Source organism: Halomonas alimentaria (assembly GCF_009902005.1).
Classification (GTDB): Bacteria; Pseudomonadota; Gammaproteobacteria; order Pseudomonadales; family Halomonadaceae; genus Halomonas; species Halomonas alimentaria.
In genome coordinates, this window is record NZ_WUTT01000001.1 from 2,109,383 (window position 1) to 2,133,967 (window position 24,585).

30 protein-coding genes and 1 pseudogene are annotated in these 24,585 nt (G+C 63.0%); 14 read left to right on the plus strand and 17 right to left on the minus strand.

The window, feature by feature from the left end; translation table 11 throughout:
* Positions 1-13: 13 nt before the first annotated feature.
* Both GRB96_RS09950 and GRB96_RS09955 read left to right on the plus strand, forming a co-directional pair.
* Positions 14-865 carry a PP2C family serine/threonine-protein phosphatase gene (locus GRB96_RS09950; protein WP_161431995.1) on the plus strand — a complete coding sequence of 284 codons (852 nt, stop codon included), beginning with the start codon at positions 14-16 and terminating at the stop codon, positions 863-865.
* Positions 866-986: 121 nt separating this feature from the next.
* Entirely contained in the window at positions 987-2,960 is a 1,974-nt protein-coding gene (locus tag GRB96_RS09955) for a polysaccharide biosynthesis protein (protein WP_161431996.1), read from the plus strand.
* Between the two features lie 65 nt (positions 2,961-3,025).
* On the opposite strand, the gene GRB96_RS09960 is transcribed toward GRB96_RS09955, so the two are convergent.
* The 5 genes from GRB96_RS09960 to pilB form a co-directional block, all read right to left on the minus strand.
* A complete protein-coding gene (locus tag GRB96_RS09960; protein WP_161431997.1) occupies positions 3,026-3,880 on the minus strand; it encodes a prepilin peptidase in 855 nt (284 codons plus the stop codon).
* A 71-nt stretch (positions 3,881-3,951) separates the two neighbouring features.
* Positions 3,952-4,143 carry a DUF2283 domain-containing protein gene (locus GRB96_RS09965; RefSeq protein WP_089681197.1) on the minus strand — a complete coding sequence of 64 codons (192 nt, stop codon included), beginning with the start codon at positions 4,141-4,143 and terminating at the stop codon, positions 3,952-3,954.
* 2 nt (positions 4,144-4,145) lie between these two features.
* Complete coding sequence (locus tag GRB96_RS09970) at positions 4,146-4,406, minus strand: DUF4258 domain-containing protein (protein ID WP_240894151.1); 261 nt, start codon at positions 4,404-4,406, stop codon at positions 4,146-4,148.
* Between the two features lie 3 nt (positions 4,407-4,409).
* Positions 4,410-5,645: a type II secretion system F family protein gene (locus GRB96_RS09975; protein ID WP_161431998.1), complete on the minus strand. Its 1,236-nt coding sequence runs from the start codon at positions 5,643-5,645 to the stop codon at positions 4,410-4,412.
* Between the two features lie 174 nt (positions 5,646-5,819).
* The gene (gene pilB / locus GRB96_RS09980) at positions 5,820-7,589 is read right to left on the minus strand and encodes a type IV-A pilus assembly ATPase PilB (RefSeq protein WP_161431999.1); all 1,770 of its coding nucleotides are present in this window, start codon (positions 7,587-7,589) and stop codon (positions 5,820-5,822) included.
* 429 nt (positions 7,590-8,018) lie between these two features.
* Here pilB and GRB96_RS15765 point away from each other — a divergent pair, with 429 nt between their 5' ends.
* Positions 8,019-8,516, plus strand: coding sequence for a pilin (locus GRB96_RS15765; protein WP_276608740.1), 498 nt, complete (start codon positions 8,019-8,021; stop codon positions 8,514-8,516).
* Between the two features lie 109 nt (positions 8,517-8,625).
* Here the strand turns inward: GRB96_RS15765 and GRB96_RS09990 are convergent, their stop codons facing one another.
* On the minus strand, positions 8,626-10,359 hold the full coding sequence (locus GRB96_RS09990; RefSeq protein ID WP_161432000.1) for a PglL family O-oligosaccharyltransferase: 1,734 nt from the start codon (positions 10,357-10,359) through the stop codon (positions 8,626-8,628).
* Between the two features lie 248 nt (positions 10,360-10,607).
* On the opposite strand from GRB96_RS09990, the gene GRB96_RS09995 reads away from it, so the two are divergent.
* The 4 genes from GRB96_RS09995 (at position 10,608) to GRB96_RS10010 (ending at position 13,064) form a co-directional block, all read left to right on the plus strand.
* Positions 10,608-11,063 carry a phasin family protein gene (locus tag GRB96_RS09995; protein WP_161432001.1) on the plus strand — a complete coding sequence of 152 codons (456 nt, stop codon included), beginning with the start codon at positions 10,608-10,610 and terminating at the stop codon, positions 11,061-11,063.
* A 238-nt stretch (positions 11,064-11,301) separates the two neighbouring features.
* A complete protein-coding gene (locus tag GRB96_RS10000) occupies positions 11,302-12,504 on the plus strand; it encodes an ISL3 family transposase (protein ID WP_205743519.1) in 1,203 nt (400 codons plus the stop codon).
* 82 nt (positions 12,505-12,586) lie between these two features.
* The gene (locus GRB96_RS10005; protein ID WP_161432002.1) at positions 12,587-12,823 is read left to right on the plus strand and encodes a DUF4160 domain-containing protein; all 237 of its coding nucleotides are present in this window, start codon (positions 12,587-12,589) and stop codon (positions 12,821-12,823) included.
* Positions 12,804-13,064: a DUF2442 domain-containing protein gene (locus tag GRB96_RS10010; RefSeq protein ID WP_161432003.1), complete on the plus strand. Its 261-nt coding sequence runs from the start codon at positions 12,804-12,806 to the stop codon at positions 13,062-13,064. The genes GRB96_RS10005 and GRB96_RS10010 overlap by 20 nt, the downstream gene beginning before the upstream one ends.
* 32 nt (positions 13,065-13,096) lie before the next feature.
* On the opposite strand, the gene GRB96_RS10015 is transcribed toward GRB96_RS10010, so the two are convergent.
* The 4 genes and pseudogenes from GRB96_RS10015 to GRB96_RS10030 all read right to left on the minus strand — a co-directional run bounded on the left by GRB96_RS10015 (position 13,097) and on the right by GRB96_RS10030 (position 14,878).
* Positions 13,097-13,801: a transposase gene (locus GRB96_RS10015; protein ID WP_161432004.1), complete on the minus strand. Its 705-nt coding sequence runs from the start codon at positions 13,799-13,801 to the stop codon at positions 13,097-13,099.
* Positions 13,802-13,939: 138 nt separating this feature from the next.
* Entirely contained in the window at positions 13,940-14,254 is a 315-nt protein-coding gene (locus GRB96_RS10020; protein WP_161432005.1) for an addiction module antidote protein, read from the minus strand.
* A gap of 4 nt (positions 14,255-14,258) precedes the next feature.
* Positions 14,259-14,501, minus strand: a pseudogene (locus GRB96_RS10025) (type II toxin-antitoxin system RelE/ParE family toxin); the annotation flags it as partial.
* A gap of 89 nt (positions 14,502-14,590) precedes the next feature.
* Positions 14,591-14,878: a transposase gene (locus GRB96_RS10030; protein WP_161432006.1), complete on the minus strand. Its 288-nt coding sequence runs from the start codon at positions 14,876-14,878 to the stop codon at positions 14,591-14,593.
* 164 nt (positions 14,879-15,042) lie between these two features.
* Here GRB96_RS10030 and GRB96_RS10035 point away from each other — a divergent pair, with 164 nt between their 5' ends.
* The 6 genes from GRB96_RS10035 to GRB96_RS10060 all read left to right on the plus strand — a co-directional run bounded on the left by GRB96_RS10035 (position 15,043) and on the right by GRB96_RS10060 (position 18,753).
* On the plus strand, positions 15,043-16,488 hold the full coding sequence (locus GRB96_RS10035; RefSeq protein WP_161432007.1) for an MBL fold metallo-hydrolase RNA specificity domain-containing protein: 1,446 nt from the start codon (positions 15,043-15,045) through the stop codon (positions 16,486-16,488).
* Between the two features lie 207 nt (positions 16,489-16,695).
* A complete protein-coding gene (locus GRB96_RS10040; RefSeq protein WP_161432008.1) occupies positions 16,696-17,106 on the plus strand; it encodes an SRPBCC family protein in 411 nt (136 codons plus the stop codon).
* Positions 17,107-17,203: 97 nt separating this feature from the next.
* Positions 17,204-17,674, plus strand: a complete 471-nt coding sequence (gene mscL / locus GRB96_RS10045; protein WP_161432009.1) for a large conductance mechanosensitive channel protein MscL — start codon at positions 17,204-17,206, stop codon at positions 17,672-17,674.
* 189 nt (positions 17,675-17,863) lie between these two features.
* The gene (locus GRB96_RS10050) at positions 17,864-18,121 is read left to right on the plus strand and encodes a type II toxin-antitoxin system RelB/DinJ family antitoxin (RefSeq protein ID WP_161432010.1); all 258 of its coding nucleotides are present in this window, start codon (positions 17,864-17,866) and stop codon (positions 18,119-18,121) included.
* A complete protein-coding gene (locus tag GRB96_RS10055) occupies positions 18,121-18,393 on the plus strand; it encodes a type II toxin-antitoxin system YafQ family toxin (RefSeq protein WP_161432011.1) in 273 nt (90 codons plus the stop codon). The genes GRB96_RS10050 and GRB96_RS10055 overlap by 1 nt, the downstream gene beginning before the upstream one ends.
* A gap of 213 nt (positions 18,394-18,606) precedes the next feature.
* Complete coding sequence (locus GRB96_RS10060) at positions 18,607-18,753, plus strand: hypothetical protein (protein ID WP_161432012.1); 147 nt, start codon at positions 18,607-18,609, stop codon at positions 18,751-18,753.
* A 17-nt stretch (positions 18,754-18,770) separates the two neighbouring features.
* Here GRB96_RS10060 and GRB96_RS10065 read toward each other — a convergent pair whose 3' ends face one another.
* The 7 genes from GRB96_RS10065 to mntA form a co-directional block, all read right to left on the minus strand.
* Complete coding sequence (locus GRB96_RS10065) at positions 18,771-19,055, minus strand: type II toxin-antitoxin system RelE/ParE family toxin (protein ID WP_161432013.1); 285 nt, start codon at positions 19,053-19,055, stop codon at positions 18,771-18,773.
* The gene (locus GRB96_RS10070) at positions 19,045-19,293 is read right to left on the minus strand and encodes a type II toxin-antitoxin system Phd/YefM family antitoxin (protein WP_161432014.1); all 249 of its coding nucleotides are present in this window, start codon (positions 19,291-19,293) and stop codon (positions 19,045-19,047) included. Before GRB96_RS10070 ends, GRB96_RS10065 begins: the two co-directional genes overlap by 11 nt.
* Before the next feature lie 89 nt (positions 19,294-19,382).
* A complete protein-coding gene (locus GRB96_RS10075) occupies positions 19,383-20,276 on the minus strand; it encodes a DNA replication terminus site-binding protein (RefSeq protein WP_161432015.1) in 894 nt (297 codons plus the stop codon).
* A gap of 2 nt (positions 20,277-20,278) precedes the next feature.
* Complete coding sequence (gene yacG, locus GRB96_RS10080) at positions 20,279-20,509, minus strand: DNA gyrase inhibitor YacG (protein WP_161432016.1); 231 nt, start codon at positions 20,507-20,509, stop codon at positions 20,279-20,281.
* A gap of 65 nt (positions 20,510-20,574) precedes the next feature.
* Complete coding sequence (gene coaE / locus GRB96_RS10085) at positions 20,575-21,195, minus strand: dephospho-CoA kinase (protein WP_161433078.1); 621 nt, start codon at positions 21,193-21,195, stop codon at positions 20,575-20,577.
* A 23-nt stretch (positions 21,196-21,218) separates the two neighbouring features.
* The gene (gene hepT / locus GRB96_RS10090) at positions 21,219-21,629 is read right to left on the minus strand and encodes a type VII toxin-antitoxin system HepT family RNase toxin (protein WP_161432017.1); all 411 of its coding nucleotides are present in this window, start codon (positions 21,627-21,629) and stop codon (positions 21,219-21,221) included.
* Complete coding sequence (gene mntA / locus GRB96_RS10095; protein WP_161432018.1) at positions 21,619-22,029, minus strand: type VII toxin-antitoxin system MntA family adenylyltransferase antitoxin; 411 nt, start codon at positions 22,027-22,029, stop codon at positions 21,619-21,621. Before mntA ends, hepT begins: the two co-directional genes overlap by 11 nt.
* A gap of 121 nt (positions 22,030-22,150) precedes the next feature.
* Between mntA and GRB96_RS10100 the strand changes: the two genes are divergently transcribed.
* The gene (locus tag GRB96_RS10100) at positions 22,151-24,565 is read left to right on the plus strand and encodes a Lon protease family protein (protein ID WP_161432019.1); all 2,415 of its coding nucleotides are present in this window, start codon (positions 22,151-22,153) and stop codon (positions 24,563-24,565) included.
* The last annotated feature ends 20 nt before the right edge of the window (positions 24,566-24,585 follow it).

The window sequence follows — 24,585 nt, forward strand, 5'->3', positions numbered from 1 at the left end:
GAACGGAGACGAGATGAGTCACTGGCATGGCCTGGCCAGGGTTTGTGACGCAGGCAGCCCGCCGAAGAATGAAGACCTGTGGCATTTCGGGGACGACCTGGCATTCGTACTGGATGGTGCCACTGGCTTAGGACCCTCGCGGCTGACGGATCAGGCCAGCGATGCCTGTTGGTTCGTGGAGCGGCTCGCTGACCATCTGCGTCAGGCTTGGTGTGAGACTCACCGGGTCGAGAATGCCTTGAGGATAGCGCTGGCGCGAGTGGCCGAGGCGTGGTATGCCCGGGTCCCCGATAACCTGCCCGTGGAGCAGCAGCCTTCCGCCGCCCTGGTCTTGGCGGCCCGGGAAGGTGATGAACTGGTCATGCTGCGTCTGGGCGATTGCGAGCTCTACCTGGCGACCAAGCATGGCGTAGAGCGGGTCTTTGGTGACTCCCCTCTGCAGGCGCTGGATCGGCGGGCCATCAATGCCGTCATGGATTTGCGCCAACGAGGCCATTCGCTTGAGAGTGCCTTGACGGCGGTCCGCCCCAAGCTGGTGGCACACCGCACGCTGATGAATACTCCCGGGGGCTACTCGGCGCTCAGCGTGGCACACCAGAACCAGATCAGGCCGGACATTAAGCGAGTCGAGGCGTGGGGAGTGCACCGCATGCTGTTGGCCAGCGATGGATTCGCCGCCGCGTGGCAAGCCTATGGTATCGGTACTCCGGATACCCTTTTAGGTTCTCGAGATGCCCAAGGCGCCCTCGAGGCCCTGTTGCGACGGCTGCGCAAGCTTGAATGTCAGGATGCCGAAGGGGACCTTTTTCCCAGGCTCAAGTGCCACGATGACGCCACGGCGTTGCTGCTGGAAGCCCAGGCTTAAACCCTGAGATCCGATTGCGAGGCATCGCCGGCGAGCCGGTACTCACACGAGTGAGCCGCAATTAAAGTCTTATCTCAGTAGATTTGCTACCATCGCGCCAGCTCAACGACAGGATGTTGTCATGACCCAATCAGGAAAGATGCACCGCTCCATCGCTGCTCTCAGCCGCGGCAAGAAACGCCTGATTATGGTGGCCACGGACCTCGTGGCGCTGCCCCTGGCGCTATGGTCGGCCTACGCGCTTCGGCTCGCCGAATGGTGGCCGGAGCGCTACTTGCAGCCCTATTGGTGGTTGTTCGTGATCCTGCCGCCGGTGGGGGTGTTCATTTTCGCTCGGCTGGGGTTGTATCGCGCGGTGGTGCGCTTCATGGGGCCCCAGTCGCTGTGGGCGGTGGTCAAGGGTTCGCTGCTCATGGCGGTGCTGATGTGGGCGGCGGCATACTTCTATGGCTGGGAAAGCTTCCCGCGCTCGGTCCCGATCAACTTCGCCCTGGTCACCCTGGTGTATGTGGGTGGCACCCGCCTGCTGGTGCGCAGCTACTACCAGTGGCTGATCAAGCACTACATCAAGAAGGAGTCGGTGGCCATCTACGGCGCCGGCGGGGCCGGGCACCAGCTGGCCATGGCGCTCTCCAGCGGGCACGAGTACTATGTCGCTGCCTTCCTGGATGACTCCCCGGCGCTGTGGCAGAGCATCATCAAGGGCGTGAAGGTGCATAACCCGGCCCATTTTAAGGACGTGGCCGCAGAGCTGGGCATCACGCGCGTGCTGCTGGCCATGCCCTCTGCCAGCAAGGCCCAGCGCAAGCAGGCGCTGGATCAGTTGGTCGACCTGCCGGTGCACGTGCAAACGGTGCCCTCCATGCCGGAGATCGTCGCCGGGGAGGCCAGCATGGATCAGCTGCAAGAGGTGGAGCTTGAGGACCTGCTGGGCCGCGACCCGGTGCCACCGCGGCGGGAGTTGGTCGATGCCAGCGTGCGTGGCAAGGTGGTGATGGTTACTGGTGCCGGTGGCTCCATCGGCAGCGAGATGTGTCGCCAGGTGATGCGTGGCGGGCCCAGCGCGCTGATCCTGTTCGAGGTCTGCGAGTACGGCCTGTACGCCATCGAGCACGAGCTCGAGGCCATGCGTATCGAGATGGGCGCCAGTTTCCCCCTCGTCGCGCTGCTCGGCAACGTGTGCGATCGCAACCGGGTGGAAGCAGCCATCCGCCACTATGGGGTTCAGACCCTCTACCACGCCGCCGCCTACAAGCACGTGCCCATCGTCGAGAACAACGTACTGGAGGGCGTGCGCAACAACGTGCACGGCACCCGGGTGGTGGCGGAGAGCGCCGCCCGGCTTGGCGTGGAGCGCTGCGTGCTGATCTCCACCGACAAGGCGGTGCGCCCCACCAACGTGATGGGCGCCACCAAGCGCATGGCCGAGTTGGTGCTGCAGGACCTGGCCAGCTGCTATGCGTTGAAGGAGGGCCACCGCACCATCTTCAGCATGGTGCGCTTCGGCAATGTGCTGGGTTCCAGCGGCTCGGTGGTGCCGCTGTTCCGCCGCCAGCTGGAGCAGGGCGGGCCGCTTACTGTCACCCATCCAGAGATCACCCGCTTCTTCATGACCATTCCCGAGGCGGCACTGCTGGTCATCCAGGCCGGCTCCATGGCGGAAGGCGGCGATGTGTTCGTGCTGGACATGGGCGATTCGGTGAAGATCGTCGACCTGGCTAGGCGCATGATCCAGCTCACCGGCCTGGAGGTGAAGGACGAGGAGAACCCCGATGGCGACATCGAGGTGATGTTCAGCGGCCTGCGCCCCGGCGAGAAGCTCTATGAGGAGCTGCTGATCGGCGACAGCGTGGTCGGCACCCAGCACCCCAAGATCCTGCGCGCCCACGAGGAGGTGCTCCCGCATCGAGAGCTGGTGGCGTTGCTGGAGGAGTTACGTGAGGCAGAGCGAGAGTTGGATAGCAGTCGCGCCTGTGCTGTGCTCAAGCGTGGTGTGAGCGGCTTCGCGCATAGCGGAGATATGGTGGATCTGTTGCCGAATGGGTGTGGGAAGTCAGGCAACACCATTGTGGAGGTGATCGCGGCGAGGCATTGAGCTGCTGGCTTTCTTGATGATCAGAAGCCGCCGTCTCGAGAGATCGAGGCGGCGGCTTCGTTGTTTTACAGCAGAAAAAACCGCCCATACATCGCCATCAGCGGCTCGCCACCCAGCAGGGTGATCCAGCCGGCGAGTGCCAGGTAGGGGCCGAAGGGCATGGGGGCGCCGCGCAGCTTGGGCACGGCGAGCTGGATCAGGATGCCGAGCACCGCGCCGACGCCGGCGGAGAGGATCAGCAGTAGCGGCAGGTATTGCCAGCCCATCCAGGCGCCCAGGGCGGCGAGCAGCTTGAAGTCGCCGTAGCCCATGCCCTCCTTGCCGGTGATCAGCTTGAAGGCCCAGTAGAAGCTCCATAGCACCAGGTACCCGGCCATGGCGCCGATCACCGCGCTTTCCAGCATCAGCGGCTGGAAGAGTAGCTGGTAGAGAAGGCCCGCCCACAAGAGCGGCAGGGTGAGGGAATCCGGCAGTAGCTGGGTGCGCAGGTCGATCACCGCCATGGCCAGCAGCGAGAGGCACGCCCCGAGGATAAACAGCCCCTGCCAGGTGGCGCCGAACAGCACCGCCACGGCGAACGCCAGGGCACCGCCGGCCAGCTCCACCAGCGGATACTGGGGGCTGATGCGGGCATGGCAGTTGGCGCAGCGCCCGCGGCGCTTCAGCCAGCCGAGCACCGGGATGTTGTCGTGCCAGGCGATCGGGTGCTCGCAACTCGGGCACATGGAACGCGGGGTAACCAGGTTGAAGGGTTCGTGGTGCTCCTCGGGCAGCTCCAGCGCCTCGCGCGCCTCGGCCCGCCAGCCGCGCATCAGCATCACCGGCAGGCGGGCGATCACCACGTTGAGGAAGCTGCCGAGGCAGAGGCCGATGAAGGCGGTGAGGGGATAGAGGAGGGAAGGGGGGAGGTCGAGCACCAAGGCTTCCTTAGGCAGATCGCCGATAAATCGGGCTCCCACAGTGTCGGCCTATGGTGCCCGGTGAAGAATTGTCAGGCCGCTTCGCTCTTGAGCAACGGCCAGGCGCCCTGCTTGGAAGCCTCCAGAATCACGACCTCGACGATGGAGCCATCCTCGGCATAGCTGATATGGGTGTTCCAGTCCTGCGAGGCTTCCCGGACGATGGGCTTATCGGCCAGGTGCAGCACCAGAATATCGTCGGCTTCGTCGTAGGTGGTACGCATGGTCATGGCTCCCACTGGAAGTGATGCATCACGGTCTTCACGATCAGTCTATCTTCGATAATCACCGCAGCACAGACCAGGTTGTCGTTCCGGCCCGGAAATGTCTTGGCGATCCACATCCGGAACTCGTCTTTGGATCGGATCGTGCCATGCTCAAGCAGATCGAGTAACTGATCCTGGTTGATATACCGCTCTGCCATGCGCTCGGCGGCGTGGCGAGTCACATGGACTGGTAGCCCGAAACGTTGGGAGAACATCTCCATGCCTCAAATCACGCTTCCCAGCTCGAAGATCGGCAGGTACATGGAGATCACCAGGCCGCCGACGAGTACGCCGAGCACCACGATGATAAACGGCTCCAGCAGCGAGGTGAGGGTGTCAACCATGTTATCGACCTCTTCCTCGTAGTAGTCGGCGACGCGGTTGAGCATGGCGTCCAGGGAGCCTGCTTCCTCGCCAATGCCGACCATCTGCACCGCCAGAGGCGGGAACTGTTCGGTCATGCGCATGGCGAAGGCGAGCTGCTGGCCGGTTGCGACGTCCTCGCGGATCTGGCCCACGGCACGCTCGTAGACCTTGTTGCCGGTGGCGCCGGCGGCGGTGTCCAGGGCCTCCACCAGTGGCACGCCGGCGCCGAAGGTGGTGGCCAGGGTGCGCGAGTAGCGCGCCACGGCGGACTTGTCCAGGATCTGGCCGATCACCGGGATCTTCAGCGACCAGGCGTGCATGCGGTAGGCAAAGCTCTCGGATCGCTTCACCCCGGTGCGGATAAAGAAGATGAAGGCCGCGATGCCGACAATGAACCACCACCAGTAGGCCTGGGCGAACTCCGACAGCGAGATGGTCATGCGGGTCATGGCTGGCAGTTCGGCGCCGAAGCCGTGGAACAGGCTCTCGAACTGCGGCACCACCTTGATCAGCAGCAGAGCGGTAACGCCAATACCTACCGCGATAACCGCGGCGGGATACCACAGCGCCTTCTTTACCCGCGACTTGAGCGACTCCACCTTCTCCTTGTAGGTGGCCACGCGTTCGAGCATTCGATCCAGCGAGCCGGACTGCTCACCGGCCGCCACCAGGTTGCAGAACAGCTTGTCGAAGTGCTGCGGATGGCGCTGCATCGCCTCGGAGAAGCTGGCGCCGGCGCCCACGTCGTTCATCAGCTCCTGTACCAGGGCGCTCATGGCGGGTTTCTTCATGCTCTCCGCCACTACCTGAAAGGCCTGCAGGATCGGCACGCCGGCACGGATCATGGTGGCCATCTGGCGGGCGAACAGCATGATGTCGCGGGGCTTGATCTTGCCCATGCCGCCGCCGATCCCTCCCTTGCGGCGTACGTTCTTGACGATGATGTTCTGGCCGCCGAGGATCCGCTCGACCTCCTGCTTCTGGGCGGCGATGATCTCGCCGCCCACCTTGCGCCCGCCGGGGCCCTTGCCGGTCCAGTTCCAGCGGTAGAGCTTGGTCTTCTGGTTAGACCTGAGTTTGGTTGCCGTGGCCATGGTGTGTTCCCTGTTCCTTGCGAATGCTGTTGTTGGAGCCCGATTATTGTGGGAGCCCGGTTATTGTGGGAGCCCGATTTATCGGCGATAGCGGCGTTGCCCAGGCCTGCGGCCTCCATCGTCGAGGCGTCGAACCGGCAGAATCTGCGCTCCTACAGTGGCTTTCTCTCAGCGTTAATCCTTCGTCACCCTGAACACTTCCGCCAGGCTGGTCACGCCCTGCATCGCCTTGAGCAGGGCGCTGCGGCGCAGGTCCGGGTGGCCTTCCTCGCGGGCCTGGGTGTCGAAATCCATGGAGTTGCCGTTGCGCATGATCAGCTGGCTCATGGCGTTGCTGATCGGTACCACCTCGTAGATACCCACGCGGCCCTTGAAGCCCTTGGTGCAGTGCTTGCAGCCCACCGGTTCGAAGATGGTGGCGTCAGCGATCTCCTCGGGCGTGAAGCCCTGTTGCTCCAATACCTCGTGGGGAATATCCGCGGGCTGCTTGCAGTGCTTGCATAGCCGTCGCGCCAGGCGCTGGGCGATGATCAGGCTCACGGAGCTGGCGATATTGAATGGCGCCAGGCCCATGTTGGCGAGACGCGTGAGCGTTTCTGCCGCCGAGTTGGTGTGCACGGTGGAGAGCACCAGGTGGCCGGTCTGGGAGGCCTTCACGGCGATCTCGGCGGTCTCCAGGTCACGGATCTCACCCACCATCACCACATCCGGATCCTGCCGCAAGAAGGCGCGCAGGGCGCTGGCGAAGTCGAGCCCGATCTTGGGCAGCACGTTGACCTGATTGACCCCGGGCACCTTGATCTCCACCGGGTCCTCGGCGGTGCAGATGTTGCGCTCCACCTCGTTCAAGATATTGATGCCGGTATAGAGCGTTACCGTCTTGCCGCTGCCGGTGGGGCCCGTGACCAGGATCATACCCTGAGGCTGGTCCAACACCGTCTCGTACATCGCCTTTTGCTCGGGGGTGAAGCCGAGCTGCTCGATGCCGATCTGCGCCGAAGTGGGGTCGAGGATACGAAGCACCACCTTCTCGCCGTATACCGTGGGCAGCGAGTTGACGCGGAAGTCGATGGAGCGCGACTTGGAGAGGCGCAGCTTGATGGCGCCGTCCTGTGGCAGGCGGCGTTCTGAGATGTCGAGGCGCGACATCACCTTGAGGCGCGCGGCGATGCGGGTGCGCATGGCGAAGGGCGGATGAGCCACGTCGTGGAGCATGCCGTCGATGCGAAAACGCACCCGGTAGCTGGTCTCGTAGGGCTCGAAGTGGATATCCGAGGCACCGCGGTTGATGGCGTCGAGCAGGATCTTGTTGACGAATTTGATGATCGGCGCGTCTTCCCGGGCCGACTGTGCGTCGGCATGGATATCCACCTCGCCGCTGCCATCCTCGTCGCCATAGCCCAGCTCGCCGATGGCGTCGTCCACGCCCTTGAGCGAGTCGAGCATGCTCTTCTCGCTATTGGCGAGATAGCCCTCCAGCACCGGCACCAACTGGTCCACCGGGGCGAGGATCCCCTCCGGCGTCAGGCCCGTGGCGAACTGCAGCTCGTCGAGCTGTGCCAGGGTGGAGGGGTAGGGCACCGCCACGGTGAGGCGGTGGCCGTGCTGGATCAGCGGCAGCACCTTTAGCTTACGCAGGATCTTCTCGGGGAAGCGCTCGGCCTTGGGCAGCGTCTCCGCGCGGATGGCGTCCAGGTCCATGATCGGCAGGCCATACTCCCAAGCCGCGGTCAGCGTGGCCTGGCGGGCTGAGACCAACCCGGTATCGATCACATGCTCCAGCAGCGACACCTCGCTCTCCCGAGCCTCCTCCTCGGCGCGCACCGCTGCGGCGTGGGTGAGCCGCCCATCCGCCACCAGCCGCCGCGCCAGGCCGCGCAGCCCACTGGTTTCGGGCTCGGCGGCGTGCAGTGAAGCATTGGGTGGGGAGCGGTAGTCGTTCATGGCGTCTCGCTGTGGCGATGAAAGGCGTTCAGTGCCTTGTGTAAAAGGCTGGCTATCCCCTGGGGAGCCCGATGTGTCTGTGGGAGCCCGATTTATCGGCGATCAAGGCTGACAAATGCCATGTCGGCATCACAATATGCCCCATTCTAGCCCCTCGCCGCCCCCGCGCCCACCCACATGCCCCAAGGCGAACCACGCGAATTCAACCCTGTCCGCCGGCCCGTCTTCTGCCCAGCACAAAATATTGATCCCGCACAGGAAGAAAATCGCCTCTCGGGCTACCCTTCACCTTGCAAGAGGGCGGTTCGTAACTTAATGTAATCTTAGGTGCCGGATCATGGGTGCCGAGCGTGTGAATCGGGCGGCTCGCCGCCCACTGCAACCCGAAGGGCCTTCGGGCCGGACGGACAGGAGCAAAGGGGCAAGACGATGAAAAAACATGAGATGCTGAAAACGAAGCGCAGTCAGGGTGGTTTTACCCTGATAGAATTGATGATCGTGGTGGCGATTGTTGGTATTTTGGCGGCAATTGCAATCCCTCGATATCAGGATTATGTTACTCGTTCTCAAGTTACTGAAGGATTAAACCTAGCTGGGCCTGCAAAGATAGCCATTGCTGAATTTTTTCAGACTGGCGGGACGTCAGCATCTCTAAGTAATCCAGCAACAGCAAATGATATTGTTGGTTACAGTGGGGCGGTTAGCAAATACGTTCAGAGTATAACAGTAGGTGTGGATGCTGCTGCCTCCGATCCCATAATTACCATTCTTTATGATAACCCTCCAGCTGATGGAATGGGTTCTGGAACCGGTGATAAGACCTTGATTCTTACTGGTCTTGAAAGGAATGGTGCATTTGACTGGGAATGTACGCAGGGTGCGAACTCTGATAATGACTCCGCTGTTCCCTCTGAGTGTAGGAACTAGAGTATCAGGTGTTAAATCTTGCGCTATAATAAGCAGCAGCTGACATTAATGTCGGCTGCTGCTTTATTTTTTAGAAGTGGTTGGCCGTGCTGGTGGGGTTTATTTTCTGCTAATTTTTTATGCTGTGAGTTTCACGAGAGCCTGGGAAAAGGTGATGTGATTGCTTTAAAAATTTCTCGAAGCTTTGTGTTTTCCCGAGGAGGTTGGAGGAAATAATAATGTTTATATATAGTTCATGATTGGGGTAAGTCTTTCTTGCCTTTTCTGCCCAAATAAAGTAGTCTTCCATGAGTTCATGAATTCTCATTTCAGATGCGGCATGAAATTGTTGTGACATTGCAATTGATTCAAGTGTGTGTCCTATTCCGAAGGGGTTGATTATTTTTGTTAGCACATTGAATTCTTGCCCTTGAGTTTCAATATAGGTCTTAGTCTGCCAGAGGGTATGTAAGTGCGTTCCCATAAAAACTCCCAGCGCCACCGGTATCAGTCCTCCCCCTAGCCGAACTCCAAACGTATACTTGTTCTCCTTTTTCTTCTCCCTCGAGCACCTATTTTCTGCCATTCCCATTAGCATCAAAAACACCAACCAATGTGCCTGACTATGGTAGAAGGGCAGTTCCAGCATGTTGTGAATGATCAATGGCAACATAAGTGCCACCAGTAGAAGCTTTTCCCCATTCGGCCCCTTGGTCACCAACCGCCAAAGCATCCAACTACCGAAACCAATCAGCCCCAGCAGCGGCAGTAGCCCGCCCTCGATGCCCCAGTAGAGCAATTCGTTATGCGGATGGGCGTAGGTCTGTGTGATGATGGGATCGACGATCTCCGGCTGGTTGCGTGGCAGGGCGGCGCGCCAGTCGGCGAAGCTGTGCAGGAAGTCATGCTGAAAGCGGCCATAGCCCCAGCCGGTCAGTGGCTCCTCCAGAATCATCTTCAGGCTATGCAGGTAGACCGGGATGCGCTCGCCGCCACCCTGTTCCAGCTTGCGGGCCACTGCGCCGCCACCTTCCGTTGTCAGCATGAATAGCACAGCGGCGATCGCGGTGCCGGCGAGCAGGGCGCCACTCCATTGCAGGAATCGACGACGATCCTGATGCCACAGGTAGCCCATCACCAGCGGCACGGCGATCAGAGTGCCCAGAAAGCCACTGCGCGAGGCGATGGTAAGCAGCAGGAAGGGAATAAACAGCGGTGCGAGCAGGGTAATGCCGCGTTGGACGTTGCTGCGTGCCTCGGCAAACAACCAGGCGGAGATTACTAACCCCGTTGCCAGGAAGCTCGCCATCACGTTGACCTGCTGGAAGACACCATACGGCCGGCCGGTCTCGACGGGGTAGCCCAGCCAGTTGCCCGGTTCCAGCACGAAGTGCTGCACATAGCCGAAGGCTGTCTCCAGTAGCACGCCGGAGAGGATCGCCATGCCGATCCACCACCAGTCGCGGCGGGTGAGCTGCAACTGGGCGATGCCCAGCAGTAGGATGGCCCCGGCGGTAACCGTCAGCATGCGGGGCAGGGCGATCAACGAGGCCTCGTTCCAGCTCCACAGGAAGGGAAGCCATAGCGCCAGAAGCAGCAGCCCCAGCCCCTTGTGGAAGGCGCTGAAGCGGATTACCCCGCGGCTCGCCGGCCACATGGCGATGGCCATCATCACCCCGAAGCCCATCCATACCGCGGCGTTGTGGGGCATGCGCAGCCCGGTGCCGCCCAGGTTGGGGAAGGTGACGTGCAACAGCACGGTAAAGGTGAAGAAGGCGGTGATGATAAACGCCTTGCGCAGGCGCGGGTTGGGTGCCTGGTCATCAGGCGCGGAGTGGTTCAAGGCCTCATCGGCGGCATGCATGGCGGTTCCCTGACATGAAGGACTTGGAGCTGTAGCGATTTGTAACTGGTAGTGTCACGTTTGCAGGCGTCGAGCGCAATCGGGGACAGACCCTGATCGCAATCGGGGACAGACCCTGATTGTCGCTGCGGGTTCTGCCGGGCAGCCGATGTTGCACTGCACAATCATGGGTGCTATTGTTGCGTTGCAGCAGAGCGGGGCCTTCATCCTGAGATCCCGTTCCCATCAGCCAGAACCGGGAGTTCACCATGACCAACGCCTTCAACTTCGATTCCAAGCAATTCGACACCGCTCAGCTCGAGTCGCTGTTCTTCGCCCCGGCCCGCGCCTATGCCGCGCTGTCCATCGACCTGACCGAGAAGCTGGTCAACGCCCAGCTCGAGGCCACCAAGGCCTACACCGACACCAGCCTGGCGCAGCTGCGCAACCTGGTGGAAGTGAAAGACGCCGAGGGCCTCAAGAGCTACCTGGAAGGCCAGCAGCAGGTCGCCAAGGAGCTGACCGAGCGCCTGAAGGGCGACGCCGAGAAGGTCGTGGCCCTGCAGCAGGAGTTCGTGCAGGAGAGCCAGAAGCTGACCGAGAGCAGCGTCAAGCAGGTGCAGGAATCTGCCAAGCAGGTCACCGAGTCTGCCGCCAGCGCCACCAGCAAGGCCGCCAAGGAAGCCGCCCCGGCTGCCAAGGCCAAGACTGCCGCCCAGGCGTAAGTCTCCGGCCCGCACTGCGGGCTGATAGAGCTGGAAGACCCCAACAGGCCGCCGATCATATGATCGGCGGCCTGTTGTGTTTTTGGGTCTTAATCGGGGACAGACCCCAATTTCTGGTTCTTCGCAGACTGGCGTGAAAGCGAAGCAATCTTAGGAAAAGGCGGGGATAGAGAAACGGCGGTAAATCCGAGTAAGCTGATATTCGCCAAAACGTCAGCCTACGGATACCGCCGTTGCCATGGATGCTACCCCGCTCTGCCTATTCTGGAAAGGTTTCACCGTCGCTCACCACGCATTTCTGGATGAGCAAACGCTACGCCTCACGCTGGCCCCTGATGACAGGGTCCCTCCCGTCTGCAGCGGCTGTGACCACGCCTGCTTCCTCGTTCATGACGTGCACCATCGTCGCGTCCGTGAGGCACCGTTGCTGATTTACCGGGTGGAGCTGGAGGTGCCGGTGCGTCGCCTGCGCTGTCCCGTCTGTGGCCCAACACGCGAACGCATTGACTGGTTGCCGGGCCGCTCACCGGTGACCACGACGCTGCGGCAGTGGGTGGAGCGTCTGGTGACGTTGCTGCCGATCCGGCATGTCGCCGATTTGGTCGGCCTGCACTGGCATACCGTCAAGACCATCGACAAGAAGCGCCTGCAGCGTGACTTGCCGGCGCCGGATCCGACCCGGTTGCGGCGCCTGATGATGGACGAGTTCGCCCTGCACAAGGGGCACCGCTACGCCACGGTGATCGCCTGTGCTGACACCCAGCAGGTGGTGTGGGTCGGCGAAGGCCGCTCCCGCGAGGCGATCCGGCCGTTCTTCGAATGGCTGGGCGAGGCGCGTGAACAGATCGAGGCGGTCGCCATGGACATGAACGCCTCCTTCGATCTCGAAGTGAAAGCCCAGTGTCCCAATGCCGAGGTGGTCTACGATCGCTTCCATGTGGTGGCCAAGTACGGGCGCGAGGTGATGGACCGGGTGCGCGTCGATCAGGCCAATCAGCTACGCGACGACAAGGCGGCCCGCAAGGTTATCAAGGGCAGCCGCTGGCTGCTGCTACGCAACCAGGACAACCTCAAGCCGGAGCAGGCGGTGAAGCTGGAAGAGCTGCTGGCCGCCAATGCCTCACTGACCAAGGTTTATCTGCTCAAGGACCAGCTCAAGACACTGTGGTTTGCCGAGGACGAGGCGACGGCACGCAGCGGTTGGCAAGAGTGGGCCGGTATGGCGTTGAGCAGCGGCATCGACGCCCTGATCCGCTTCACCCGGAAGCTGGAACCCTACCTGGACGGTATCGTCTCCAGTGCTCGCCACCGGCTGAACACCAGCGTGCTCGAGGGCATGAACAACCGGATCAAGGTCATCAAAAGGATGGCCTATGGGTACCGCGACACGGAATACTTCTTCCTGAAGATCCGTGCCGCGTTTCCCGGCAAAATGCGATGAACCCAATTTCTCACCATGCCGTCGTTTGGCGTATGAAGGATCCGCTATGCTTGAGTAGCTTGGGCTTTTCTGGGGAGTGGTGATGCCAACCGTCCTGCGCTGTGATGGCTACAGGTTCTATTTCTACAGCCATGAGCCCGATGAACCGCCCCATGTACATGTCGACCACGGCAGTGCGACGGCCAAGGTATGGCTGCATGATGCGGTGGTTGCGCGTAATATTGGATTTTCTGCCAAGGAGCTCGGTCGGATACAGCGGATGGTCCGTGAGCGTGAGCAAGAATTGCGGGAGGCATGGCATGCATTCTTTGGTATCTGACAACGACCTGCGAGTCATGAGCGTGCAAATCGATGATAATCGTCTCACCGTCGAACTGATGGATGGTAGAGCGATCTCCGTGCCACTGGCCTGGTTCCCGCGGCTCTGCTCGGCGACTCCAGCGCAACGTAACAACTGGGAGCTTGCTGGCGGTGGTTACGGCATCCATTGGCCCGACCTTGATGAGGATCTAAGCACCGAGGGCCTGCTGAAGGGCGCCAGGGCACCTCATCCTGCCTAATCGGCATGCCTAATCGGGGACAGACCCCCATTTCAGTCGACATCCGGTGGCGGCTTGGGCTTGCGGCCGGGCGTTCCCGGTACGGTGCGGCGTCCCAGCAGCTCGGCGACCTGTTGCTGGAAGTGCGTTGTGCCCAGCACCAGGCCGCTGTGGGTGACCCGACGGATCTCGTCGATCCGGTCTTTCGCCAGCTGACCACGAAACAGCTCGCGGTAGGCCTGACGCCGCGCGGCGGAGGAGGCGCCCAGGTCGTGCAGGGCAGCATGTGGCGTGACGATGGGGTCGGGGCTGCCCTGGGCGTTGGCGGCGTAGCTCGACCAGCGGTAGTCGGCAGGATGGGCCACCATGCCGGCCCGCACCGGGTTGAGCTCGATATAGGCATGGCAGGTCAGCAGGTAGCGGAATTCTCCCACCAGGCATGAGCGGAAACGACCCTCGAAGAGCGCGCCGGTACGCCGATAGCGGCGGTTGAAGCGTTGTGCATAGACCTGGCCGAGGCGTTTCATCATGGCGCTGATGGCTTGCGGGTCGCCCCGTGGCGTGGCCAGCAGATGGACGTGGTTGGTCATCAGCACGTAGGCGTGGATGGCGATGCCGTTGTCGTGGCTAGCCTCCTCGAGCAGCTGCAGGTAGGCCAGGCAGTCTTCGGGGTCGGCGAAGCAGACGCTGCGGTTGTGGCCCCGCTGGATCAGATGCAGCGGGGTGCCGGGAAGCAGCAGGCGGGCGCGACGGGTCATGGCGTTGCTCGTGACGGCGGCGGTTGCTGTCAGCGTCGACCATGCAGGGGACGATGGCCGTCAGTGAAAATCGACGGTAGCTGGGTTAATCGGGGACAGACCCCCATTTCCCTTTTCCCTCTTCGCACGCTGCCCAAATCAGCTTGGGGTATGTGGCCGAGAGAGTGGTTCGATGGCCAGTCGCAGCCCCAGGGCATTAGCGACCTTGCTGATGGTAGAGAAAGCGGGGTTGCCTTCCCCGGAGAGCGCCTTGTAAAGCCCTTCCCGGCTCATGCCGACTTGCTTGGCCAACTGGCTCATGTTGCGGGCGCGGGCGATATCGCCCAGCGCGGCGGCGAGAAGAGCAGGGTCGTTCTCTTCCATCACCGCTTCCAGATAGGCGGCGATTTCCTCCTCGGTCTGGAGGTACTCGGCAGTGTCGTAGTGGGTGAATGTCACGTGTTGAGTCCCCATGGGATCACTCCTTCCATTGCGCGGCAATGATTTTGGCCTGTTCGATGTCACGTGGCTGGGTGCTTTTGTCGCCCCCACAGAGTAACACCACGACCACTGGGCCTCTGGCCAGGTAGTAGACGCGGTAGCCCGGGCCGAGAGGAATACGCAATTCCGATATGCCTTCGCCTACTGGCTTTACGTCGCCAGGGTTGCCCAGACTGAGCCGCCTGAGGCGGGCGGCAATCTTGGTACGTGCTCGCGTATCACGGAGGCTCCGTAGTCATTGATCAAAGACATCGGTCTTTATGAGCTCGATCATATGTCAACTGTAGTTGGCATGTTTATGGGTGTCAACTACAGTTTACACATGGTCGGTAATCTCGGTACGGTACCTAATCGGGGACAGCCCCCCATTTCGCTGATGGCTTGCGGGTCGCCCCGTGGCGTGGCCAGCAGATGGACGTGGTTGGTCATCAGCACGTAGGCGTGGATGGCGATGCCGTTGTCGTGGCTGGCCTCCTCGAGCAGCTGCAGGTAGGCCAGGCAGTCTTCGGGGTCGGCGAAGCAGACGCTGCGGTTGTGGTCCCGCTGGATCAGATGCAGCGGGGTGCCGGGAAGCAGCAGACGGGCGCGACGGGTCATGGCGTTGCTCGTGACGGCGGCGGTTGCTGTCAGCGTCGACCATGAAAGGGGCGATGGCCGTCAGTGAGAGTCGACGGTAGCTGTAGGTGATTCGCTAATCGGGGTCCGTCCCCGGTTTTCAACGCCTACACTGTCGGTAACTCACCGGCAGGGAGGCCTCGTGCATGTCTGGTTATTCTCAGCTTTCCCCTCATCCTTCCCACCATCTTTCTCACCATGGCGGCGCCAGCGGGGTGACCGGCAGCTGCCATCGCCTGCAGATCAGTGACGACCGTGCGCTGCTGGTAGACTGCGGGCTCTTCCAGGGCCAGGATGCCGACCACGTCGACAGCTTCGAGCAGCTCAAGGTGAGCTTCCCGGTCGATGACGTGCTGGCGCTGGTGGTGACCCATGTGCATATCGACCATATCGGCCGGCTGCCCTACCTGCTGGCGGCGGGGTATCGCGGGCCGATCCTCTGCTCGGTGCCATCGGCGCGGCTGCTGCCACTGGTGATCGAGGATGCGCTGAAGATCGGCTTCACCCGCGACCGGGCGTTGATCGAGCGCTTCCTGGCCGAGGTGGCGGGGCGGCTGGTGGCGCTTCCCTACCGGGAGTGGCACACCCTGGTGGACGATGCGCGCCACCGGGTGCGAGTCAAGCTCAAGCGCGCCGGGCATATCCTGGGTTCCTGCTATGTGGAGGTGGATGTGCTCGACCGGCAGCGCGGCGATACCCAGCGCACGCTGTTCTCCGGCGACCTGGGCGCGCCCTATGCGCCGCTGCTCTCGGCGCCAGAGCCGCCCTGGGGCTGCGACAGCCTGGTGCTGGAGAGCACCTACGGCGATCGCCGCCACGAGGATCGCCGCCACCGCCGCGGGCGGCTCAAGGCGGCCATCGATCAGGCGCTGGAGAATGGCGGTACGGTGGTGATCCCGGCGTTCAGCATCGGCCGCACCCAGGAGCTGCTTTATGAACTGGAGGCGCTGATCCATCAGGCGGGCAGCCGACGCTTGCGGGAGCTGGAAATCATCGTCGATTCGCCCCTGGCGGCGCGCTTCACCGAGGTTTATCGCGAGCTCAAGCCGTGGTGGGACGCCGAGGCCCACGCCCGGCTGCGGGCGGGGCGCCATCCGCTCAGCTTCGAGAATCTTTATACCGTTAGCTCCCACGAGGAACACGAGCGGACTGTGGCCTATCTGGCCGAGAGCCATCGCCCGGCGGTGGTGATCGCAGCCAGTGGCATGGTGAGTGGCGGGCGGGTGGTCAACTACCTCAAACGCATGCTGGGTGACCCGCGTCACTGTGTGCTGTTTACCGGCTACCAGGGCACCGGCACGCCGGGGCGCGATATCCTGCGTTACGGGCCGCGCGGCGGCTGGGTGGCACTCGACGGCGAGCGCATCGATATTCGCGCCAGGGTGGAGACGGTCTCGGGCTACTCGGCCCACGCCGATCAGCACGACCTGCTCAACTTCGTGCGCCGTATGCGCCGCCCGCCGCGGCATATCCGCCTGGTGCATGGCGAGCGCCACGCCCAGCAGGCGTTGCGCGAGGTGCTGCTGGCCTGGGCGGCAGAGCAAGGGCATGTGATGGAGGTGACGCTGGGAGTGGAGCTTGGCGATGGCTGAAATTCCAACAAGGCAATGGCAGTTACCGTGTCGCCCTTTGTGGGAGCGCAGATTCTGCGCGATGGCTGATCGCCGATAAATCGGGCTCCCACAATACCCTTGGCTCTCTGCGATAGACCTGGATTTACCCAACCCGGGTTTTCCCAATATCGGGGCTAGCTGCGATACTCTGCCGCTGAGCCCGATCACCGTTGCAGGGAGCACGCCATGGCCACCATTGAACACTCCACGATCCTCGCGGCGCCACCGGGGCGGGTCTTCGCGTTGCTGGAGCGGGTGGAGGACTTCGCCGACTACTCTGACCTGATCCACAGCATCGAGGCGCTGGGCGAGGATCGCTACCGCTGGCACGTGCATGCCGTGGGGCGCGACTGGCACTTCGACGTGGAGATCACCGAGCGGCGCGCGCCGGAGGCGCTGGCCTGGGCCTCGCTGGACGGCGTGGAGAATCAGGGGCGTTATCGCTTGCGGCCGGTGGAGGGCGGCACCGAGGTCAACCTGACCCTGACCTACAAGCTGCGCAACAAGCTGCTCGAGAAGGCGGTGAACAAGGCCGCCACGCCGCTGGTTGGCCGGGTAAGCCGGCAGATTCTGGAAAGGGTGGCGGAGAGGTTGTAAGAGCACCCAGCATCTTTCGAACTATACTCAACCTGCCTGGCTTGTCGGCACCGTCGCAGGGGCGGCGGGATGGCCGCATCCACAGGGAGGGCGACAGATGTTCAAGGAGTTCAAGGAGTTTGCCGTACGCGGCAATGTGGTCGACATGGCGGTGGGTATCATCATCGGTGGGGCCTTCGGCACTATTGTCACCAGTCTGGTGAATGATGTGCTGATGCCGCCGATTGGCCTGCTGATGGGCGGGGTCGACTTTTCCAATATCTTCCTGGTGCTGAAGGGCGAGGGGCCCTATGCCACCCCGGTGGATGCCGCCGCCGACGGCGCGGTGACCCTGAATATCGGGCTGTTCGTCAATAACGTGATCAGCTTCCTGATCGTCGCGTTTGCTGTGTTCCTGCTGGTGAAGGGCATCAATCGCCTGCGCCGCCAGGAGGCTGTGGCGCCAACCGAACCGGCGGCGCCACCCGAGGATATCCTGCTGCTGCGCCAGATCCGCGACAGCCTGGTCGAGCGGGGCGATAACAGCCCGGGGGAGCCTGTCGACCCGGCCCCCACGAAGATGGGCTGAATCAGTCGTTGTGAGATCGGGGCCGGCGCCATGCCGGCCCCGCGCTTTTGTGGGCTATCGATCACCCCGTGTGGGATGAAAACAAAGTGTCATCCTTGAAAATAGAGAGTCATCCTCCGGTGATGACAAGGTTGCGTAGCCCAGCTATAATGTAGCTACATCGTAGCTACGCAAGAAAAGGAGAGAATCATGAGTGCTGATACCGTGGTTCGAGCCCGCATCGACAGTGAAACCAAAGAGCGCGCCACCGCCGCCCTGGAGGCCATGGGTCTGTCCGTGTCCGACGCCATCCGCCTACTGATGCTGCGGATCGCCGACGAAAAGCGCCTGCCGTTTGCCGTGCAGGTGCCGAACGCCACCACGGCCAAGGCTCTGGAAGATCTGGAAGCCGGCAAGGGCAAGCGCTTTGATAGCGCGGATGCACTGTTCGATGACTTGGGCATCTGATGCTGACCCCAGTCCGTTCCAGCCAGTTCAAACGCGATGTGAAGCGGGTCCAGAAGCGCGGCAAGGACATGAACAAGCTGCGGTGCTTGCTGGGCCTGCTGCTCAAGCAAGCTCCCTTGCCAGATACCTACCAGGATCACCCGTTACGGGGGAACCGGAAGGGCTATCGAGATGCCCACATCGAACCCGATTGGTTGCTGCTGTATCGCGTAGAGGGCGACGAGTTGCATTTGGCTCGTACTGGTAGCCACGCTGATCTCTTCCGCGAGTAGGCAAGGCAAGAGAGGATGATACTTTACCTTGCTGACATGACGGCTCCTTACCATAAATCAAAGGGTTATACACCATCATAGGATGATATTCTTTTTTCATCCCACACCCCGGACAGATGTGCAAATTCTATTAGCCGGCTATCTAGCTGGTTGGCGGTGGCGGGACTATGATAATGCCTGAGGAGGCCGCGGGCTTCCCTTGAGGATAAGATCATGATCAAGGCGCTGTTCTGGTGTTTCCTGGTGCTGTTCTCGCAGCTGTGGCTGCTGCGCTGGGTCGATGGGCGGGTGCTGGGGATGCAGTTCGGTGACAAGGTAGAGCGGGAAGAACTGCCGGAAGAGGTGCGGCCGGAGGGCTGACGTCCTGGTGGTTGTTGCTACTGTCGTCTGGCGGCCTTGAGATAGACGCTGTTTCGGTCCCGCTTGCCGACGGCGATGACCAGCACGACCAGTTCGCTGCCACGTACCTCATAGACAAGCCGGAAGCCCGCGCTGCGTAGCTTGATCTTGTAGCGGTTCTGGCTGCCAGACAGGCGAGAGGCGGGGATGGTGGGAGACTCGATGATGGCCTGGAGCTTCTTCTTGAACTGCTCACGGACGCTGGCATCGAGATTGTGCCACTCCTTCAGCGCCTCGGCGCGAAAGCGCAGTTCATAGCTCACCCATTGTCACCTTGATCTCCGGCTGGTCCCGCCGCTCGTCAGCAATGCGGTTGAGCTCGGCATCTTCGAGCTTCTCCAACAGCTCTTCGTAGACCGCGGCCGGAATGCAATAGAAGGCGGGCTCATTGCGGTTCAGCACGGCTACGGGGAAGCCTTCTCCGGCTGCCACGGTGGCCATGGGGTTCTTCTTCAATTCCGAGATGCTGGCGGTTGTGGTTGCCAGGATATGGTGGGGCATGAGGAACCCTCCTTGTTTGCTTACGCAACTCATTCTAGACCTGTTACAAGTCTTTTAACAGGTCTTTTGGGGGTCTGTCCCCGATTAACTCAGCGGTACCGGTAGACCCTCAGGCTGGGCAGGAAGGCCTCGTCCTCAAGGCGTTCGTCACGGCGGCGGGCGCGGGTGCGTGCCTCGGGGGGCTGCAGCGGCGGGAGGTTGTGGTCGGGCAGACGGCCGTCGGGGGTGGGGATAAACAGCGGCAGGGCGACATTCATGGCGCGGCGGGTGCGGCCGTCGTCGAGGGGCTCTCGATAGAAGAGGTTGGCGCGCATCAGTGGCGCCTGACGCTGCACCTGGGCCAGAGGCTCGCCGCTGGGCAGGCCCGCCAGCTTGCGCAGTTGTATGCGGATATGCGGTGCGTCGCTGTCGAGGGCCAGCAGCTTCTGTTCGGCCTCGGCCACCGTGAGCTTCTTGATCGAGCGCCCGCTCGAATACCAGGCCAGGCGCACCCGGGCCAGTGGCGCCTCGCTTGCCGGGATGGCCCGCCAGCACTGCTTGAGGTGCACTCGGGCGAGCCCCTCGCCGCGCAGGTGGTCGTGCAGGGCGGGGTGGCGGAAGGGGAGCACTGCCTTGGCCTCGGGAATCAGCGCCGGCACCTGGTCGCGAATCTTGGCGGTCAGGGCGGCGAACTCGGCCTTGGCCGTGTTGGCAGCCGCCACGGCCTCCATCACGCTCTCACTCGCCGCCACCAGACCGATATGCGCGCGTGTGGCGCGGCCGTCCTGACCATCCTGATACCAGACATCCTGCAGTGCCCCGCGCAGCCACTCCTCGGCACGGGAGTGTTCGACCGGCTCGGGCTCGCCGAAGATCCAGCAGGCGCCGGGGGCACTGGCATACGCTTCGGCGACCTCGGCGGTGCGCTCGATCAGGGCGTCGAAGACCGCCTCCAACTCGGCGAGCAGGCGGTACTCCGGCGGCTGGATGTGGGGCGCCGTCATTCTTATTGCTCGTCCTGGAAGGCGCGCTCGGCGCGCATGATCATCTCGTCGATCTCGGTCTCGTCCATGGCCGGCTCACCGGCGATGCGGTGGCTGCCATCGGCCCAGGCGCCGAGATCGATCAGCCGGCAGCGCTCGCTGCAGAAGGGGCGGTAGGGGTTGTCCTCGCGCCATTCGACCTTCTTGCGGCACTGGGGGCAGGCGACTTCCAGGGGGCGGTTTGAATCGGTCATGGGGCTCCGGGGGGTGGTTCAGTGTAAGTGTCAGTAGGCGCTGAGGTGGCTTGTGGGAGCTGAATTTATTCGCGATGGGGGGTGAGGGCCAGCTCACGGTACTGCCGATCCAGCTCGGCGACCTGGCGGCGCATCTCGGTTTCGCTGCCGCCATTATCCAGCACGTCGTCGGCGCGGGCCAGGCGTTCGGCGCGGGGCATCTGGGCGGCGACGATGGCGCGTGCCTGGGCGGCGTCGACGTCATCGCGGGCGGCGGTGCGCTCGATCTGCAGCGCCTCGGGGACGTCGATCACCAGGGCGCGGTCGGCCATCTGATACTGGCCGGACTCGAACAGCAGCGGCGAGACCAGCAGCACGTAGGGTGCTCCGCCGGCAGCGAGGCGCTCGAGATGGGCGATCAACCGCTCGCGGATGCGCGGGTGGGTGACCGACTCCAGCCAGCGCCGTTCGTTTTCGCTCTCATCCTTGAACACGATCTCGCGCAGCGCCCGGCGGTCGAGGCTGCCGTCTGCGTTAAGTACCCCGCTGCCGAACCGCTCGGCGATCTCGGCCAGGGCCGGCTCGCCGGGCTCGACCACCTCGCGGGCGACGTCGTCGGCGTCCACCCAAGGCGCACCCAACGCCTCGAAGGCGCGTGCCACGGTGGACTTGCCCGAGGCGATGCCGCCGGTCAGGCCGATGATCAGGGCCATGCTGAATCTCCTTCTGGCTAGGCCAGCTCGATCAGGCGTCGAGCGTAGGCCAGCAGGTCGTCGGTATGTTTTTCGATAATGGCGACCACAATTGGGATCTGCACCGCCTGGTAATCGTGAACGGCGATATTGCGAAAGCCGGTCATCTGTTTCATGGCAGTGGCCAGGCTTCCATCGATGACTTTCTCACGCGCCAGGATGTCGAAGACATCCCTGGCGCCCTGGGGCAGCCCCAGCCGGTGTGTTCGTATCAGCCGGTTGCCGGCATCTATGGTGGCTTCACAGGCCCGTTGCAGGTTCAGGATGGCGGCGTCCTGACGGGTCAGGTCATCCAGAAAAGTCTCAGGATCCTTGGCGTACTCCTCCCGAGCACGTGCCACGCAACGTTCGATGGTGGCTGCCTTGTTCAACAGGACGTCATCGGCCATGCACACTGCCTCGTTGCTTGATGTCATCGATCAGTCCCCGCCGCTGGATGGCGAGGTCCCAGTATTCGCTCTGCACCATCAGCTCGAACTCGTCGGCTTCTGACCCGCATGACCAGAGCCGTCTACCCTCGCTCATCACCTGCTGCTGGAGCACCGTAGAGGCCTGCCGCAGGTCGATCAGGTCGACTTCGCATTGCAGACGCTCGGCGAGCTCACCGGCCAGCGCCCAACGCCGGGCGGCACTCAGCGGCTTGGGCAGCAGGATGGCGATGTCTGCGTCGCTCTGTTCGGTTGCATGTCCCGTGGCCTGGCTGCCGAACAGATAGATTGCCTGCAGCTCGGGCAGGGCCTCTCTCAGGTACTCGATGCTGGTGGTGAGATGGATGGATGCCTGGGGCATGCCTGTCTCCTGGGCTTGTGCCATGACTTCAGTCTAACACCTTGACCTGGGTGCTGGCGGCAAGCCCGCTCCTGCTCCATGGTTGTTCTATCAGCCATGGATGTTGGAACAGGAGAGGATGATGGTCGAGCCGCTTGGCGTGACGCAGGTGTTTCAGGCGTGTTCGGAGGAGGCGTTCACTTTCGAGGTCTCGAGCGAACTGGAGTCGCTGGATCTGCTGGCCGGCCACGAGCGGGCCCGTGAGGCGCTGGCCTTCGGCACGGCGATCCGCAGCGACGGCTTCAACCTGTTCGTGCTCGGCCAGCCGGGGCACGGCAAGCACAACCTGGTGGGGCGCTACCTGAACGAGCGCTCCAGCAACGACCCGTCGCCGCCGGACTGGTGCTACCTCTACAACTTCGAGGACCCCTCGGTACCGCTCTACCTGCAGCTGCCCCCGGGGCTGGGCCGCCAGCTGCGCGGTGATATCGAGGCGCTGACCGATGAACTGCGCGGGGCGATCCCGGCGGTGTTCGAGAGCGACGAGTACCAGAATCGCCTGCAGGAGATGAAGCAGGCCATGGGCGAGCGCCAGCGTGATGCCATCGAGGCGATCCGCCGCGAGGCTCGCGAGCAGGGCGTGCTGCTGCTTTCCACTCCCAACGGCTTCACCTTCGCCCCCGCCGATGGCGACAACGACAAGATGATGTCGCCCCAGGAGTACGAGAAACTGCCCAAGGAGGAGCGCGAGCGCATCGAGCATACGGTGGAGATCCTGCAGCGCAAGCTGACCCAGACGATCCGTCGCATGCCCCGCCTTGCCAAGGAGCTGCGTGAGCAGGTCCAGCAGCTCAACGAGGAGGTGCTGCAGAGCGCCATCGGAGCGCCGCTGGCGGAGCTGGAGGAGCGCTATGCGGACGAGGAGGGCGTCATCGCCCATCTGACGGCAATCCGCGAGGCGATCCTGCAGCACGCCGAGGCCTTTACCGCCGATGACCCCGAGATACCGCCGGAGGCGATCTTCAGTCGGTTCTACATCAACCTTCTGGTCGACAACGCCGATACCCAGGGCGCCCCGGTGATCTATCAGGACCTGCCGGGCCACCAGCACCTGGTGGGGCGCATCGAGCACCATGTGCACAATGGCACCCTGCTTACCGACTTCTCTCTCATCCGCGCCGGGGCGCTGCATCGTGCCAACGGCGGCTATCTGGTGCTGGATATCCGCGGGCTGCTGACCCAGCCCGGCGCCTGGGAGACCCTCAAGCGGGTCCTGCATGCCGGCGAGATTCGCACTGAGTCGCTGGAGCAGGCCTACGGGCTGATCAGTACCGTGAGCCTGGAGCCCCAGCCGATCCCTCTGGACGTCAAGATCGTGCTGCTCGGCGAGCGGCTCCTCTACTACCTGCTCTGCGAACACGACCCGGAGTTCCTGGAGCTGTTCAAGGTGCAGGTGGACCTGGAGGATGAGCTCGAGCGCAACGAGGAGAGCCTCGCCCTCTATGCACGGATGATCGCCACCCTGGCCCGGGAGGCGGCGCTTGCGCCGCTGGATCGTAGCGGCGTGGCGGCCACCATCGAGCGCGCCAGCCGGCTGGCCGACGATCAGCAGCGCCTGACCGCACGCCATCGCGACCTGCATGACCTGCTGATGGAGGCCGATCACTGGGCCACCGTGGCGGGTTCCAGCGTGATCCAGCGCGAGCATGTGGAGAAGGCGGTGGCCCAACAGCTGTGGCGGGCCGGGCGTATCCGCGAGCGCAGCCATGAGCAGATCACCCGCGGCACCCATATGATCGCCACCGAGGGGCGTGTGGTGGGGCAGGTCAACGGCCTCTCGGTGCTGGCATTGGGCGACTTCGCCTTCGGCCAGCCCACCCGAATCACCGCCACCGCGCGGCCCGGCAGCGGCCAGGTGGTGGATATCGAGCGCGAGGCGCGCCTGGGAGGGCGCATCCACTCCAAGGCGGTGATGATCCTGTCGCGCTACCTGGCCGGTCGCTATGCCCGGGAGGCACCGCTGTCGCTGTCGGCGAGCCTCGCCTTCGAGCAGTCCTACGGCGGCATCGAGGGCGACAGCGCCTCGGTGGCCGAGGTGTGTGTGCTGGTCTCGGCTATCACCCGGGTGGGGCTCGACCAGGCCTTCGCGGTCACCGGCTCCATAAACCAGCACGGCGAGGTGCAGGCGGTGGGCGGCGTCAACGAGAAGATCGAGGGTTTCTTCGATGTCTGCCGCGCACGCGGCGAGCTGAACGGCCAGGCGGTGATCCTGCCGGCCACCAACGTCGAGCACCTGATGCTCAAGCGCGAGGTGCGCAAGGCGATGGCGGCGGGCACGTTTCGAATCTACGCGGTGCGCCACGTGGATGAGGCGCTCGCCCTGCTCACCGGCGAGACACTTGGCGAGGCCGACGCGGAGGGCAACTTCCCGGCGGAGAGCCTAAACGGTCGGGTCCAGGCGCGCCTGGCGGCCTTCCAGGCCGTGGTCAAGGCCGCCTCCAGTGATGGCGAGGAAGGTGCCGCCGACGGCGGCGAGGAGGGCGGCGATGCCTCGTGAAGTGATGCCTCGTGAAACGA

What these genes read in the sequence shown, in the direction of transcription:
- GRB96_RS09950 (WP_161431995.1), top strand. Translation starts at nt 14, where the DNA reads ATGAGTCACTGGCATGGCCTGGCCAGGGTTTGTGACGCAGGCAGCCCG.
- GRB96_RS09955 (WP_161431996.1), top strand. Translation starts at nt 987, where the DNA reads ATGACCCAATCAGGAAAGATGCACCGCTCCATCGCTGCTCTCAGCCGC.
- GRB96_RS09965 (WP_089681197.1), bottom strand. Translation starts at nt 4,143, where the DNA reads ATGCGTACCACCTACGACGAAGCCGACGATATTCTGGTGCTGCACCTG.
- GRB96_RS09970 (WP_240894151.1), bottom strand. Translation starts at nt 4,406, where the DNA reads ATGGAGATGTTCTCCCAACGTTTCGGGCTACCAGTCCATGTGACTCGC.
- GRB96_RS09975 (WP_161431998.1), bottom strand. Translation starts at nt 5,645, where the DNA reads ATGGCCACGGCAACCAAACTCAGGTCTAACCAGAAGACCAAGCTCTAC.
- pilB (WP_161431999.1), bottom strand. Translation starts at nt 7,589, where the DNA reads ATGAACGACTACCGCTCCCCACCCAATGCTTCACTGCACGCCGCCGAG.
- GRB96_RS15765 (WP_276608740.1), top strand. Translation starts at nt 8,019, where the DNA reads ATGAAAAAACATGAGATGCTGAAAACGAAGCGCAGTCAGGGTGGTTTT.
- GRB96_RS09990 (WP_161432000.1), bottom strand. Translation starts at nt 10,359, where the DNA reads ATGCATGCCGCCGATGAGGCCTTGAACCACTCCGCGCCTGATGACCAG.
- GRB96_RS09995 (WP_161432001.1), top strand. Translation starts at nt 10,608, where the DNA reads ATGACCAACGCCTTCAACTTCGATTCCAAGCAATTCGACACCGCTCAG.
- GRB96_RS10000 (WP_205743519.1), top strand. Translation starts at nt 11,302, where the DNA reads ATGGATGCTACCCCGCTCTGCCTATTCTGGAAAGGTTTCACCGTCGCT.
- GRB96_RS10005 (WP_161432002.1), top strand. Translation starts at nt 12,587, where the DNA reads ATGCCAACCGTCCTGCGCTGTGATGGCTACAGGTTCTATTTCTACAGC.
- GRB96_RS10010 (WP_161432003.1), top strand. Translation starts at nt 12,804, where the DNA reads ATGCATTCTTTGGTATCTGACAACGACCTGCGAGTCATGAGCGTGCAA.
- GRB96_RS10015 (WP_161432004.1), bottom strand. Translation starts at nt 13,801, where the DNA reads ATGACCCGTCGCGCCCGCCTGCTGCTTCCCGGCACCCCGCTGCATCTG.
- GRB96_RS10020 (WP_161432005.1), bottom strand. Translation starts at nt 14,254, where the DNA reads ATGGGGACTCAACACGTGACATTCACCCACTACGACACTGCCGAGTAC.
- GRB96_RS10030 (WP_161432006.1), bottom strand. Translation starts at nt 14,878, where the DNA reads ATGACCCGTCGCGCCCGTCTGCTGCTTCCCGGCACCCCGCTGCATCTG.
- GRB96_RS10035 (WP_161432007.1), top strand. Translation starts at nt 15,043, where the DNA reads ATGTCTGGTTATTCTCAGCTTTCCCCTCATCCTTCCCACCATCTTTCT.
- GRB96_RS10040 (WP_161432008.1), top strand. Translation starts at nt 16,696, where the DNA reads ATGGCCACCATTGAACACTCCACGATCCTCGCGGCGCCACCGGGGCGG.
- mscL (WP_161432009.1), top strand. Translation starts at nt 17,204, where the DNA reads ATGTTCAAGGAGTTCAAGGAGTTTGCCGTACGCGGCAATGTGGTCGAC.
- GRB96_RS10050 (WP_161432010.1), top strand. Translation starts at nt 17,864, where the DNA reads ATGAGTGCTGATACCGTGGTTCGAGCCCGCATCGACAGTGAAACCAAA.
- GRB96_RS10055 (WP_161432011.1), top strand. Translation starts at nt 18,121, where the DNA reads ATGCTGACCCCAGTCCGTTCCAGCCAGTTCAAACGCGATGTGAAGCGG.
- GRB96_RS10060 (WP_161432012.1), top strand. Translation starts at nt 18,607, where the DNA reads ATGATCAAGGCGCTGTTCTGGTGTTTCCTGGTGCTGTTCTCGCAGCTG.
- GRB96_RS10070 (WP_161432014.1), bottom strand. Translation starts at nt 19,293, where the DNA reads ATGCCCCACCATATCCTGGCAACCACAACCGCCAGCATCTCGGAATTG.
- GRB96_RS10075 (WP_161432015.1), bottom strand. Translation starts at nt 20,276, where the DNA reads ATGACGGCGCCCCACATCCAGCCGCCGGAGTACCGCCTGCTCGCCGAG.
- yacG (WP_161432016.1), bottom strand. Translation starts at nt 20,509, where the DNA reads ATGACCGATTCAAACCGCCCCCTGGAAGTCGCCTGCCCCCAGTGCCGC.
- hepT (WP_161432017.1), bottom strand. Translation starts at nt 21,629, where the DNA reads ATGGCCGATGACGTCCTGTTGAACAAGGCAGCCACCATCGAACGTTGC.
- mntA (WP_161432018.1), bottom strand. Translation starts at nt 22,029, where the DNA reads ATGCCCCAGGCATCCATCCATCTCACCACCAGCATCGAGTACCTGAGA.
- GRB96_RS10100 (WP_161432019.1), top strand. Translation starts at nt 22,151, where the DNA reads ATGGTCGAGCCGCTTGGCGTGACGCAGGTGTTTCAGGCGTGTTCGGAG.